Origin of the sequence: Streptomyces sp. E2N166 (assembly GCF_003671715.1) — a bacterium.
GTDB lineage: Bacteria > Actinomycetota > Actinomycetes > Streptomycetales > Streptomycetaceae > Streptomyces > Streptomyces thinghirensis.
Genome location: NZ_RAIF01000020.1, coordinates 150,593 through 164,045, shown reverse-complemented (window position 1 = coordinate 164,045; position 13,453 = coordinate 150,593). Strand labels below are relative to the sequence as shown.

The window sequence follows — 13,453 nt, the reverse complement described above, 5'->3', positions numbered from 1 at the left end:
GATCTCCCGGACGGGACGCCGGGTCTGCCCTCTCCCCACCGGAGGGTGCGTCTCGGCAGACTGGGCACATGACAGCCACCTCCCTGAGCAAGGGTGCCAATCTCGCCGTCGACTCCCCCGCGGTGTGCGTCGAACTCGTCTGGTCCGCCGGGCCGGGTGTGCCAGAGGTCGACGCCTCCGCGCTGCTGCTCACCTCGGCCGGACGTGTGCGGGACGACGGCGACTTCGTCTTCTACAACCAGCCCCGCCATGCGTCCGACGCGGTGAGGCACCTGGGTAAGCAGGGCGGCTCCGGTGCCGGCGCGGGTGTCACGACCGAAGCCGTCCAGGTGGACCTGCGCTCGGTGGAAGCGGCCGTCGACCGCATCGTCCTGTGTGCCTCGGCGGACGGTGGGACGTTCGGCCAGGTCCCGGGGCTGTCCCTGCGGCTGCTGGACGCCGGGACCCGCACCGAACTGGCCCGGTTCGACATGGCGGCCGGGACGGAGACCGCCCTGGTCGGCGGCGAGCTGTACCGGCGTCAGGGGAAGTGGAAGTTCCGCGCGGTCGGGCAGGGGTACGCCTCCGGACTCGCCGGCGTGGCCACGGACTTCGGCATCACCGTGGACGACGCTCCCCCGGCGGCCGCGCCCGCCGCCCCGGCTGCAGCGGCGACCGGGCTGACCCCGCAGGCGCCCATGCCACAGGCCCCACCGGCAACATCGGTCCCGCCGGTAGTACCGGCGCCGCCCGCAGCGCCGACCGCGCAACCGGTGCCCACCGGTGCGGGACCCCGCCTCACCAAAGGGGAGGAACACCTTCCCGTCGACATGCGCAAGCGCTTGTCCCTGCGCAAGGAACAGGTCGCGGTCAGCCTGAGCAAGCACGGGGCGGCCGGGGTCACCGCGCGCGTCATCCTGGTGTTGGACGCATCAGGGTCCATGTCCTTCCTCTACTCCAAGGGCGTGGTCACGGACGTCGTGGAGCGGATGGCCGCCGTCGCCGCGCAACTGGACGACGACGGTGAGATGCAGGCATGGACCTTTGCCTCGACCCCGGCCCGGCTGCCCGACCTCCGCCTCGGCGAGCTCCCCGAGTGGCTGCGGCTGCACGTACGCGTGGGGGAGATCAGTCTCTTCCGCCGCGGCAGGAAGAAGGGCCTGCACCCCGAGCAGGTCGACATGCGGGCGGTCGGCATCCAGAACGAGGAACAGAAGGTGATCGCCGAGGTCCGGGCCTACGTCCGGGACAACCCGGCGTCGGCTCCGACCCTGGTGCTGTTCTTCTCGGACGGAGGCGTCTACCGCAACGCCGAGATCGAGCGGGAGCTGCGGGAGGCGGTGGAGGAACCCGTCTTCTGGCAGTTCGTGGGGCTCGGACGGTCCAACTACGGGGTGCTCGAGCGCTTCGACACCCTGCCGGGCCGCCGCGTCGACAACGTCGGATTCTTCGCCGTGGACGACATCAGCACCGTCCCGGACCCGGAGCTGTACGACCGACTGCTGTCCGAGTTCCCGTCCTGGATCACTGCCGCCGGCCGGGCGGGCATTCTCTGATCCGCTGCCCGCCCGGGACCGGTGGCTACTCGGGCCGGTGTTCCGGGCCGCCGAAGTCCGGGCTGCTGTAGTCCGGGCTCGAGTAACGCGGACGCGGGCCCGCCTCGGGGCCGCCGTCCGGGCTGGTGAACCCGGGACGGCCGTAGCCCAGGTGCGGCATACGGCTGGTCGGCGCCGCCGGTGCCGTACGGTGCAGTGCCGTGGCGCCCGGCTCTGCGAGTGCCTCCCGGAGGAAGGGCAGGATGCCGCGCTCGAGCAGGGCTTCGTGCCAGGCCTCCCTGGCCCGGACCACTTCCTCGTCGAGTTCGCCGTAGAAGCCGGACTCGGCGGAGGGGCGGTTGCGCAGCGCGGTGAGCAGCAGCCCCACCGCGGCGACGAGGATCGCCACCGCGGTGAACGCGCCGAACACCCATCCGGTGGTGAGCATGGTCTGCGCGAATGTCTGCCCCGGATCGAGCATCTTCAGGATGTAGCCGACGAGCAGGAAGATCGCCGCGGCGGTGCCGGCCAGGACGGGTGCCAGGACGGCGACCACGGCGACGGCGCCCGCGCCGGTCGCCTCGACGACCTCGCCCATGGTGGCGGCGAGTCCGGCCGCGCCCGTGCCCGGCTCTTCGGAGCCCGACTCGCGCGTGGACGGCACCTGGGCGGGCGGCGTCGGGTGGCGCAGTTCCTCGCGGACCTTCACGTAGTGCTGGTACTCGGTCGTGGCCGCCGCGGTGATGAGGGCGGTGGCGTTGAGTGCCATGGTGCGCAGTTGTTCCGAGTTGAGCCGCTGTCCGACAGCGGCCAGTTCCGGGCGGTGTGGTGCGGAGCGCAGCGCCTCTTCGAGGACCCGCTCGTACTCTTGGCGGTCCTCGTTCGACAGGTGCTGCGGAACGCTGTTCATGTGCATCCCCCGATGCTCCGTAGGGCTTGGGGCTCGCATGCCAACGAGCCGTCGGGCAGAAACGGAGGGGAGCCTGCTACGGATAAGCCGATGGTAGAGCGGTGACGGTGGGTGGTGACAGGGGGTTTCCAGAAATTGGGTGCCGGGCTGTACGGACGCCGCCGCGCGTAAACCCGTCCGGTGAACCGTCAGGTGTCCAGCGGAAGTTGCTGGACCAGCAGCTTTCCGGCCATGGTCACGCCGCCGTCCATCGCGATGGCCAGCCCGTCCGCGTAGACGTGAGGTCCCTCGACCGCGGTACGCGTGTCGTCCTCGCCGTCCTCGGAGCCGACCTCGCCCAGCAGGTAGGGGATGGGGCTGTGGCCGTGCACGATCCGGGTGCCGCCGTACGTGTCCAGCAGTGAGCGCACGGCGTCGGCGCCGCCCTCGTCGCGGAAGGAGAAGCGCTTGGTGAACTTGCGGAACAGGTCCCACACCTCTTCCGCGTCGTTGCGCGTGAGCGTCTCGCGGACGGTGTCGTTGACCTCCTCGATGGAGCCGCCGTAGTCGAGGTAGGTGGTGGTGTCGGAGTGGACCAGAAGGTGGCCGTCGACCTCTTCGAGGGCGTCGAGGCGGGCCATCCACTGGAGGTGGTGGTCCTGCAGTCGGTCCATGTCGGTCTTCTGGCCGCCGTTCAACAGCCAGGCCGCCTGGAAGGTGGCGGTGCCCGCGCCGGAGTTGACGGGCGTGTCGCCGAATCGCTTGGCGCCGAGCAGCAGCAGTTCGTGGTTGCCCATGAGCGCCTTGCAGTAGCCGCCGGCCGCGGCGGCCTCGGCGGACAGCCGCATCACCAGGTCGATAACGCCGATGCCGTCCGGGCCCCGGTCCGTGAAGTCGCCGAGGAACCACAGGCGGGAGGTGCCCGCGCACCACCGCCCGGCGGCGTCGACGAGGCCCTTCTCCTGGAGGGCGACCAGCAGCTCGTCGAGGTAGCCGTGCACGTCGCCGACGACGAACAGCGGCCCCTGGCCCGTGGCGGGCTGCCGCACCACGATCGGTTCGGGGTCGACGGCCACCTGAACCGTGTCACCCCGACGGATGACGGGCAGATCCCGCTGAGTGGGCGTGTACCCCTCCGGGAGGCTCTCCTCGTACTCCTCCTCGGAGGGCGGCGCGGCCTCGCCCGCGTGCGTGCCGGTGGCGGCGTACGGAGCGGTCTCGTGGACGTACGCGGGCACCCGGAAGTCGCGTACCGTCGCCGTCCGCTCCACCTCGGGTCCCTGACCGGCCCCCTGAGTCATCGACCCCTCCACCATCGCGCCGCATCTGCACCGCTTCGGACTGCCTGGTCGCAGCGGCCCGCGGTGTGTGGGCCCATCATAGGAATGCGGATCGCGCTGTGTGATGACCCAGGGGTGGTGAATCAGAACAGGACTCCGGTTCGCCGCGGCTTTCGCCCCGATTGGGCCGGGCTTCGACCGCCCGTAGCGGCGGTGTGATCATGCCCCGGACGTGCCGGGTACCGTCTCCGCCGTCCTCGCCGCCCCTCCCGTACGGGGGTGGCGCCGAACCCGCTGGGCCACCTGCCCTCCCGGGCGGGTGCGTCGGCCGGGCCCCGCCTCCCGCTTCCCAGACGGGGGCCCTACTTGCCCTCGGGTGACCGCGGCGGGCTGACCGTCGTCCGTGGCGGACGCCGCTGCGAAGACGTACGCACGATCAGTTCGGTCGGTATCACCTGCTCGACCGGCTGGTCCGAGTCGAGCCCCTCGATGGCGTCGATGAGGACCTGGATCACCGCCGTGCCGATGCGGCGGGGCTTCAGCGACAGGGTGGTGATGGGCGGTTCGGTGCTGGCGTACACGGTGGACTCGCTGCAGCAGACCAGCAGCAGGTCCTCCGGGACGCGCAGACCGTAGCGGCGGGCGGCGGCGAGCAGGTCGGTGCCGTTCGGGTCGAACAGGCCGTATACGGCGTCGGGCCGGTCGGGGCGGGCGAGCAGTCGGTCGGCGGCGACGGCGCCGGCGCACGGGTCGTGTGCCGGGTAGGCCTCGTAGACCGGGTCCTGGCCGATGCGCTCGCACCAGCGCAGGTAGGCGGTGGTCGACAGATGGGTGTACGTGTCGGTCGTGGTGCCGGTGAGCAGGCCGATCCTGCGGGCACCGGCGGCGGCCAGGTGGTCGAGGATGCCGAGTACGGCGGCCTCGTGGTCGTTGTCGACCCAGGCGGTCACGGGGAGCGAGCCGGCCGGGCGGCCGTCGGAGACGACCGGTAGACCCTGGCGCACCAGTTCGCTGACGACCGGGTCATGGTCCGAGGGGTCGATGACGACCGTGCCGTCGAGCGCGACGTTCGACCACACGTCGTGACGGGAGGTCGCCGGGAGGATGACAAGGGCGTATCCGCGGGCCAGCGCGGCGGACGTGGCGGCCCGCGCCATCTCGGCGAAGTACGCGAACTCGGTGAAGGTGAAAGGTTCATCCCCGTACGTCGTCACGGTCAGGCCGATGAGTCCGGACTTGCCGGTGCGGAGCGTGCGGGCGGCGGCCGAGGGCCGGTAGCCCAGTCGGTCGGCGACCTCGCGCACATGGCGCCGGGTGGCATCCGGGAGTCGGCCCTTGCCGTTGAGGGCATCGGAGACGGTAGTGATGGATACTCCGGCGGCGGCGGCCACGTCCCTGATGCCCGCCCGGCCCGGCCGGCTGCCTCGACGTGAGGTTTCCGCGCGGCTCACCTGGTGCTTCCCTGCTGCTGTCATGGCGAGCCGATAGTAGGGCTCATGGGGTGGGGTAGGGCGGACGCATATGCACGCGTTGACAGTCACGTTTCTGCATGATCATCTAGCCGCAACGGCCTTCGAAAGCAAGCCAGTTGGTCGGATGCAACCCATTACCTGGCGTGTCGACCAGTGAGGGCCTGCCAAGTGGCAGATGTTGCGAAGAGGTCTCAACTCACCTGCACGAGGGATGCGCGCCACGGCGCGAGCCACCGGCGCGTAGATATATGTGCGGCGCGCCCCCCGAATCGTGCGCCTTCGTGTGCTGATGCCCCTGATGCCAGTGTGACGGACGAGGTCTCGCCTCATCTATACGCAGCGGCGCTGAATCCTCATAAGGTGAGAAGTATTCGATGCCGGTGGTGGTCACGAGGAGGACTGCGGTGAGCGAGACGAGCCCCAAGCTGCGCGCCGAGCTGGAGGGAATTCCCACCTACAAGCCGGGCAGGCCCGCCGCGGCCGACGGTCCGGTGGCCTACAAGCTGTCCTCCAACGAGAACCCCTATCCGCCTCTGCCCGGCGTGATGGAGACGGTGACGGCCACGGCCTCGTCGTTCAACCGGTACCCGGACATGGCCTGTACGGCCCTGATGAGCGAGCTGTCGGACCGGTTCGGCGTGCCCCTTTCCCACCTGGCCACCGGCACCGGCTCGGTCGGTGTGGCCCAGCAACTCATCCAGGCGACCTCGGGCCCGGGCGACGAGGTCATCTACGCCTGGCGCTCCTTCGAGGCGTACCCGATCATCACGCAGATCAGCGGCGCGGCGTCCGTGAAGGTGCCGCTGACATCGGGCGACGTGCACGACCTGGACGCGATGGCGGCCGCGATCACGGACCGGACCCGGCTGATCTTCGTCTGCAACCCCAACAACCCGACGGGCACGGTGGTGCGGCGGGCCGAGCTGGAGCGTTTCCTCGATCAGGTGCCGAGCGACGTGCTGGTGGTCCTCGACGAGGCCTACCGCGAGTTCATCCGGGACCCCGAGGTGCCGGACGGCGTCGAGATCTACCGTGAACGTCCCAACGTCTGCGTCCTGCGCACCTTTTCCAAGGCGTACGGCCTCGCCGGCCTGCGGGTCGGGTTCGCTATCGCCCACGAGCCGGTGGCGGCGGCGCTGCGCAAGACGGCGGTGCCCTTCGGGGTCAGCCAGATCGCGCAGGAGGCGGCGATCGCCTCGCTGCGCGCCGAGGACGAGTTGATCGGCCGGGTCGGTTCGCTGGTGTGCGAACGCAAGCGCGTGGTCGACGCGCTGCGCGCACAGGGCTGGACGGTGCCCGAGACCCAGGCCAACTTCGTGTGGCTGCGGCTGGGGGAGCGCACGGTCGCCTTCGCCGACGCCTGTGAAGAGGCGGGCGTGGTCATTCGACCGTTCCCGGGTGAGGGTGTGCGGGTGACGGTCGGCGAGAGCGAGGCGAACGACATCTTCCTCAAGGTGTCGGCGGAGTTCCGCAACGAGCTGTAGGCCGCTGTAGAACCTCGCAAGACCGCTGTGGTGGTCGGCGACCGCTGTGGTGGTTGATGACCGCTGTAGGGCTTCTACGCGTCGGCGCGTTCGACGCGTATCGGGTCGCCGTCTCGCACCGTCGCCAGCAGGCGCGGTTCGCCGTCGAGACGGCCCAGGACGTTGGAGGGACTCGCGAGGCGGCATTCGTCGCCTCGCGAGATCGGCGTGGGCCCGTAGGGCAGCGCCAGAGCGTCGCCGTCGGTCCAGAAGGCGACCGTGCCCGGCTCCACGACTTCCCGGGCGTCCGTTTCACGTGAAACCGACAAACCCGTGTCGAAGTACACCTCCTCGCCCCATGTGTGAGCGGAGGCAGTGAACGGCAGGGCTTTGAGCAGCGCCTGGGTGGTCGGGGTGTCGTCGAGCGCTGCGGTGAGGTGACCCGCGGGCCATGAGATTCGAATCTTCATGCGGCGAATTCAACAAGTTGTTGAAGCCCTTGCCAAGGGGTTGACGTCACAGGGGACCCCCCTTCCGGTGTCGAAAAGCTGTACGTCATAATTGCTTGTGAATGTGAACGCGTTCACAAGCGTGTCCCGGTTGCGCCCGAGATAGGTGTGACATACACGCTCAAAGCACCGCCGACCACGGCGATGTGGCGATGTAAGGAGACTGACGACGTGGACATGGCTCTGGCGCCGGAGACGCTGGCGCGATGGCAGTTCGGCATCACGACCGTCTACCACTTCCTGTTCGTCCCGCTGACGATCTCGCTGGCCGCCCTCACGGCCGGACTGCAGACCGCCTGGGTCCGTACCGAGAAGGAGAAGTACCTCAGAGCGACCAAGTTCTGGGGCAAGCTCTTCCTGATCAACATCGCCATGGGTGTCGTCACCGGCATCGTGCAGGAGTTCCAGTTCGGCATGAACTGGTCCGACTACTCCCGCTTCGTGGGTGATGTCTTCGGTGCCCCGCTCGCCTTCGAGGCGCTGATCGCCTTCTTCTTCGAGTCCACCTTCATCGGTCTGTGGATCTTCGGCTGGGACAAGCTGCCCAAGAAGATCCACCTGGCCTGCATCTGGATGGTCTCGATCGGCACCCTGCTGTCGGCGTACTTCATCCTGGCGGCCAACTCCTGGATGCAGCACCCCGTCGGCTACCGCATCAACGAGGAGAAGGGCCGCGCCGAGCTGACCGACTTCTGGGCCGTCCTGACCCAGAACACCACGCTCAACCAGGTCTTCCACAGCTTCTCGGCGGCCTTCCTGACGGGCGGCGCCTTCATGGTCGGCATCGCCGCCTTTCACCTGATGCGCAAGAAGCACATCCCGGTGATGCGAACGTCGCTCCGGCTCGGCCTGGTCACCCTGGCGGTCGGCGGCATGCTCACCGCGATCAGCGGCGACACCCTCGGCAAGGTCATGTACGAGCAGCAGCCCATGAAGATGGCAGCCGCCGAAGCCCTGTGGGACGGCGAAGAGCCGGCGCCGTTCTCCGTCTTCGCCTACGGGGACGTGGACAAGGGCCACAACAAGGTCGCCCTGGAGATCCCCGGACTGCTGTCCTTCCTCGCCCACAGCGACTTCGACTCGTACGTGCCCGGCATCAACGACACCAACAAGGCGCTGCAGGAGAAGTTCGGCCCCGGTGACTACAAGCCCATCGTCCCTGTCGCCTACTGGGGCTTCCGGTGGATGATCGGCTTCGGGATGGCGTCCTTCTCCCTCGGCCTGCTGGGCCTGTGGCTGACGCGGAAGAGGTTCCTGCTGCCGGCCGCTCTGCGAACCGGTGAGGACGAGGTGCCGCACCTGGTGCTGCTGCGCAAGCCGCTCGGCGTCAGACTCACCCGTCTGTACTGGCTTCTGGCCCTGTGGACGATGGCCTTCCCGCTGATCGCCAACTCCTGGGGCTGGATCTTCACCGAGATGGGCCGGCAGCCCTGGGTCGTCTACGGCGTGATGCAGACCCGCGACGCGGTCTCCCCCGGCGTCTCCCAGGCGGAGGTCATCATCTCGATGGCCGTCTTCACCACGCTCTACGCCATCCTCGCCGTCATCGAGGTCAGACTGCTCGCCAAGTACGTCAAGGCGGGCCCGCCCGAGCTCACCGAGGCCGACCTCAACCCGCCCGCGAAGATCGGCGGCGACCTCCGTGACGCCGACAAGCCGATGGCCTTCTCGTACTAGGCCGAGGGAGCTGCACAGTCATGGAACTGCACGACGTCTGGTTCGTTCTGATCGCCGTCCTGTGGACGGGCTACTTCTTCCTGGAGGGCTTCGACTTCGGGGTTGGCGTGCTCACCAAGCTGCTCGCCCGGAACCGGGCCGAGAAGCGGGTCCTGATCAACACCATCGGGCCCGTGTGGGACGGCAACGAGGTATGGCTGCTCACGGCCGGCGGTGCGACCTTCGCCGCCTTCCCCGAGTGGTACGCCACTCTCTTCTCCGGCTTCTACCTGCCCCTGCTCGTCATCCTGGTCTGCCTGATCGTCCGGGGGGTCGCCTTCGAATACCGCGTGAAGCGGCCGGAGGAACGCTGGCAGCGCAACTGGGAGACCGCGATCTTCTGGACCTCGCTGCTCCCGGCGTTCCTGTGGGGCGTGGCCTTCGGCAACATCGTGCACGGCGTGAAGATCGACCGGGACCTGGAGTACGTCGGATCCGTTTGGGACCTGCTCAATCCCTACGCCCTCCTCGGCGGCCTGGTCACTCTGACGCTGTTCACATTCCACGGGACGGTGTTCACGGCGCTCAAGACCGTCGGTGAGATCCGCGAAAGGGCACGGACCCTCGCGCTGCGCGTCGGCCTTGTCACGGCCGTCCTGGCTCTCGCCTTCCTGGTCTGGACCCAGGTCGACAGCGGGGACGGCAAGAGCCTGGCCGCCCTCGTGGTGGCCGTCGCCGCCCTGGTCGTCGCCCTGGTGGCCAACCAGGCCGGCCGCGAGGGCTGGTCGTTCGCGCTGTCCGGCGTCACCATCGTGGCCGCCGTGGCGATGCTCTTCCTGACGCTCTTCCCGAACGTCATGCCGTCCACGCTCAACGCGGACTGGAGCCTCACTGTCACCAACGCCTCGTCCAGCCCGTACACCCTGAAAATCATGACTTGGCTGGCCGCGGTCGCCACGCCGGTCGTCCTGCTCTACCAGGGCTGGACGTACTGGGTGTTCCGCAAGCGGATCGGTACCCAGCACATCGCCGAACCCGCGCACTGAGTCCGGCAGGGTGTGTTTCACGCGGCTCGTTTCACGTGAAACACACCCTCTGGACGGGAGGGCATGTTTCACGTGAAACCCATCGATCCACGTCTTCTGCGGTACGCCCGCGCCACCCGGTTCTTTCTGACGGCGGTCGTCGTCCTGGGTGCCGTCGGGGCCGGGTTGCTCGTCGCACAGGCGATGCTCATCGCCGAGATGGTGGTGGGCGCCTTCCAGCACGGCATGGCAACCCGCGAACTCCGTACTCCCCTGCTGCTCTTGGTTGCTGTCGCCTGCGGCCGTGCGCTGGTCGGCTGGCTCACCGAGCTGGCCGCGCACCGGGCGAGCGCGGCAGTGAAGTCGGAGCTGCGGAGCCGGCTGCTGGAGCGCGCCACCACGCTCGGTCCCGGTTGGCTGAGCGGGCAGCGGACCGGGTCGCTGGTGGCGTTGGCCACCCGTGGAATCGACGCCCTCGACGACTACTTTTCACGCTATCTGCCCCAGTTGGGTCTCGCGGTCGTCGTACCCGTGGCGGTGCTGGCCCGCATCGTGACCGAGGACTGGGTCTCGGCGGCCATCATCGTCGGCACCCTGCCCCTGATCCCGATCTTCATGGTGTTGATCGGCTGGGCCACACAGTCCCGGATGGACCGGCAGTGGCGGCTCTTGTCTCGGCTCTCCGGACACTTCCTGGACGTGGTCGCCGGGCTGCCGACGCTGAAGGTCTTCGGGCGGGCCAAGGCGCAGGCCGAATCGATCAAAAGCATCACCGGCGAATACCGGCAGGCGACCATGCGGACGCTGCGGATCGCCTTCCTGTCGTCCTTCGCGCTGGAACTGCTCGCCACGCTCTCCGTGGCACTCGTCGCCGTCACCATCGGCATGCGGCTCGTCCACGGCGACATGGCCCTGTACGACGGCCTGGTGGTACTCGTGCTGGCGCCCGAGGCCTATCTGCCGCTGCGGCAGGTGGGGGCGCAGTACCACGCGGCGGCGGAGGGACTTGCCGCCGCCGAGGAGATCTTCGAGGTGCTGGAGCGGCCCGCGCCGGCCTCGGGTACCGGTCCTCTGCCGGTGGACAGCGCGCTGTCCGTGGAGGGCGTGACCATCCGCTATCCCGGACGCGCCGCGGCCGCCGTGACGGACGTGAGCTTCACCGTCCAGCCCGGGGAGACGGTCGCGCTCGTCGGTCCGAGTGGGGCGGGCAAGTCGACGCTCCTCAACGCCCTCCTCGGCTTCGTGCATCCAGCCGGTGGGCGGGTCCGCATCGGGGGAGCTGATCTCACCTCCCTCGACCTGGCACAGTGGCACGCCCGCGTCGCCTGGGTGCCTCAGCACCCGCACCTGTACGCCGGCACCATCGCCGAGAACGTACGCCTGGCCCGGCCCGACGCCGACGACACCGCCGTACAGCGGGCGCTGCGGGATGCGGGCGCGCTGGAGTTCGTGGACGCGCTGCCCGAGGGGGCGGGGACCGTGCTCGGGGAGGACGGCGCCGGGCTGTCCGCCGGGCAGCGGCAACGGCTGGCGCTGGCCCGGGCGTTCCTCGCGGACCGGCCGGTACTGCTGCTCGACGAGCCGACGGCCGCCCTGGACGGGGCGACGGAGGCCGAGGTCGTGGCCGCCGTGCGAAGGCTTGCGGAGGGGCGGACGGTGCTGCTGGTGGTGCACCGCCCGGCGCTGCTGGAGGTGGCCGACCGGGTGGTGCGACTGGAGGAGCCGACGCCCGTCGCCGCGGTCGACGGCACTTCCGTGGCGCCCGCTGCCCGCCCCCTCGACGAGGTAGTCGGAGCCACTGCTGTGGTTCCCCCGCAGGGCGCGGCTCCCTCGACGCCCGCCGGGGGAGGCGTCCTCGCCCGGGTGCGGGCGATGTCCGGCGCCCGGAGCGGTTCGCTCGTCCTCGCGCTGTTGCTCAGCAGCCTGGCGCTCGGCAGCGCCGTCGGTCTGATGGCCACTTCCGGGTACCTCATCTCGCGGGCCTCCGAGCAGCCGCCGGTGCTGTATCTGATGATGGCCGTGACGGCGACGCGCGCCTTCGGGATCGGGCGGGCCGTGTTCCGCTACGCCGAACGGCTCGTGTCGCACGACGCCGTGCTGCGGATGCTGGCTGACACCCGGGTCGCCGTGTACCGGCGTCTCGAGCGGCTGGCACCCGCGGGGCTTCGCCGCAGCCGCCGGGGCGACCTGCTGTCCCGGCTCGTCGCGGACGTCGACGCCCTGCAGGACTACTGGCTGCGGTGGCTGCTGCCCGCCGCGTCCGCAGTCGTCGTCTCCGCCGCGTCGGTCGGCTTCACGGCCTGGCTGCTGCCGGAGGCCGGAGTCGTGCTCGTGGTCGGTCTGCTGGCGGCCGGAGTCGGGGTCCCGCTCGTCACCGGCGCGGTGGCACGGCGGGCCGAGCGCAGGCTCGCCCCCGCCCGAGGCCTGCTCGCCACCCGGGTGACCGATCTGCTCACCGGCACCGCCGAGCTGACCGTCGCCGGTGCTCTGCCCGCGCGGGGCGCCCAGGCGCGCCGAGCCGACGGCACGCTCACCCGGATCGCCTCGCGTGCCGCCACTGCCACCGCGCTGGGCGACGGGCTCACCGCGCTGATCTCCGGCCTGACCGTAACCGGGGCCGCCCTCGTCGGGATCCAGGCGGTCGCCGACGGCCGGCTCGCCGGCGTGGCCATGGCCGTCGTCGTGCTCACTCCGCTGGCCGCCTTCGAGGCCGTACTCGGGCTGCCACTGGCCGTGCAGTACCGGCAGCGCGTGCACAGGAGCGCGGAGCGGGTGTACGAGGTGCTCGACGCATCCGAGCCCGTACGGGAGCCGGAGACGCCCCGGCAGGCGCCCGCGTCGCCGTTCCCCGTAGTCCTCAAGGGGCTGGCCGCGCGCCACGCCGGGCAGGACCGGGATGCCCTGGCGGGGCTGGACCTGACTCTGGCGGAGGGCCGGCGTATCGCCGTGGTCGGCCCCTCCGGGTCCGGCAAGACGACGCTGGCCCAGGTGCTGCTGCGGTTCCTCGACGCGGACGCGGGTTCCTACACGCTGGCCGGCGTGGACGCCTACGCCCTGGCCGGCGACGACGTACGGCGCCTGGTCGGGCTGTGCGCGCAGGACGCGCACCTCTTCGACAGCTCGGTGCGCGAGAACCTGCTCCTGGCCAGGAAGGACGCCACCGAGGACGAGCTGCGCGACGTGCTCGGCCGGGCCCGGCTGCTGGAGTGGGCAGACAGCCTGCCCGACGGCCTCGACACGCTGGTCGGTGAGCACGGGGCACGGTTGTCCGGCGGGCAGCGGCAGCGGCTCGCGCTCGCCCGGGCGCTGCTCGCCGACTTCCCCGTCCTCGTACTCGACGAGCCTGCGGAGCACCTCGACCTGCCGACCGCCGACGCGCTCACCGGCGATCTGCTGGCCGCCACCGAGGGGCGTACCACTTTGCTGATCACGCACAGGCTGGCAGGTCTGGAGGCCGTGGACGAGGTGATCGTCCTGAGCGAGGGCCGGGTCGCGCAGCGGGGGACGTACCCGGAGCTGGCCGCGGTGCCGGGGCCGCTGCGGGCGATGGCGGAGCGGGAGGCCGCGGCGGAGCTGCTGGTGGGAGCCCACTGAACGGCAGACCTCGGCGAGGCCGACGAAATTCTCAGCGAATCCGACTTTCCT

The 13,453-nt window shown here is 70.1% G+C and carries 9 protein-coding genes; 5 read left to right on the top strand and 4 right to left on the bottom strand.

Annotation, left to right across the window (positions count from 1 at the left end):
- The first annotated feature begins 68 nt into the window (after positions 1–68).
- On the top strand, positions 69–1,535 hold the full coding sequence (locus EBH09_RS17695) for a VWA domain-containing protein (RefSeq protein ID WP_121747960.1): 1,467 nt from the start codon (positions 69–71) through the stop codon (positions 1,533–1,535).
- A gap of 25 nt (positions 1,536–1,560) precedes the next feature.
- Here the strand turns inward: EBH09_RS17695 and EBH09_RS17690 are convergent, their stop codons facing one another.
- The 3 genes from EBH09_RS17690 to EBH09_RS17680 form a co-directional block, all read right to left on the bottom strand.
- Entirely contained in the window at positions 1,561–2,430 is an 870-nt protein-coding gene (locus EBH09_RS17690; RefSeq protein ID WP_121747959.1) for a hypothetical protein, read from the bottom strand.
- Positions 2,431–2,612: 182 nt separating this feature from the next.
- Positions 2,613–3,719 (bottom strand): metallophosphoesterase, encoded by a 1,107-nt coding sequence (locus EBH09_RS17685; protein WP_121747958.1) that lies wholly within the window; start codon positions 3,717–3,719, stop codon positions 2,613–2,615.
- A 326-nt stretch (positions 3,720–4,045) separates the two neighbouring features.
- Positions 4,046–5,158: a LacI family DNA-binding transcriptional regulator gene (locus tag EBH09_RS17680; RefSeq protein WP_121747957.1), complete on the bottom strand. Its 1,113-nt coding sequence runs from the start codon at positions 5,156–5,158 to the stop codon at positions 4,046–4,048.
- A gap of 401 nt (positions 5,159–5,559) precedes the next feature.
- Here EBH09_RS17680 and hisC point away from each other — a divergent pair, with 401 nt between their 5' ends.
- Entirely contained in the window at positions 5,560–6,639 is a 1,080-nt protein-coding gene (gene hisC, locus EBH09_RS17675; protein ID WP_121747956.1) for a histidinol-phosphate transaminase, read from the top strand.
- Between the two features lie 74 nt (positions 6,640–6,713).
- On the opposite strand, the gene EBH09_RS17670 is transcribed toward hisC, so the two are convergent.
- Positions 6,714–7,088, bottom strand: a complete 375-nt coding sequence (locus tag EBH09_RS17670) for a cyclophilin-like fold protein (protein WP_121747955.1) — start codon at positions 7,086–7,088, stop codon at positions 6,714–6,716.
- 210 nt (positions 7,089–7,298) lie between these two features.
- Here EBH09_RS17670 and EBH09_RS17665 point away from each other — a divergent pair, with 210 nt between their 5' ends.
- The 3 genes from EBH09_RS17665 to cydD all read left to right on the top strand — a co-directional run bounded on the left by EBH09_RS17665 (position 7,299) and on the right by cydD (position 13,402).
- Complete coding sequence (locus EBH09_RS17665; protein ID WP_121747954.1) at positions 7,299–8,804, top strand: cytochrome ubiquinol oxidase subunit I; 1,506 nt, start codon at positions 7,299–7,301, stop codon at positions 8,802–8,804.
- A 20-nt stretch (positions 8,805–8,824) separates the two neighbouring features.
- Positions 8,825–9,829 (top strand): cytochrome d ubiquinol oxidase subunit II, encoded by a 1,005-nt coding sequence (gene cydB / locus EBH09_RS17660; protein WP_121747953.1) that lies wholly within the window; start codon positions 8,825–8,827, stop codon positions 9,827–9,829.
- Between the two features lie 72 nt (positions 9,830–9,901).
- Positions 9,902–13,402 carry a thiol reductant ABC exporter subunit CydD gene (cydD, locus tag EBH09_RS17655; RefSeq protein ID WP_121747992.1) on the top strand — a complete coding sequence of 1,167 codons (3,501 nt, stop codon included), beginning with the start codon at positions 9,902–9,904 and terminating at the stop codon, positions 13,400–13,402.
- Positions 13,403–13,453 lie beyond the last annotated feature (51 nt).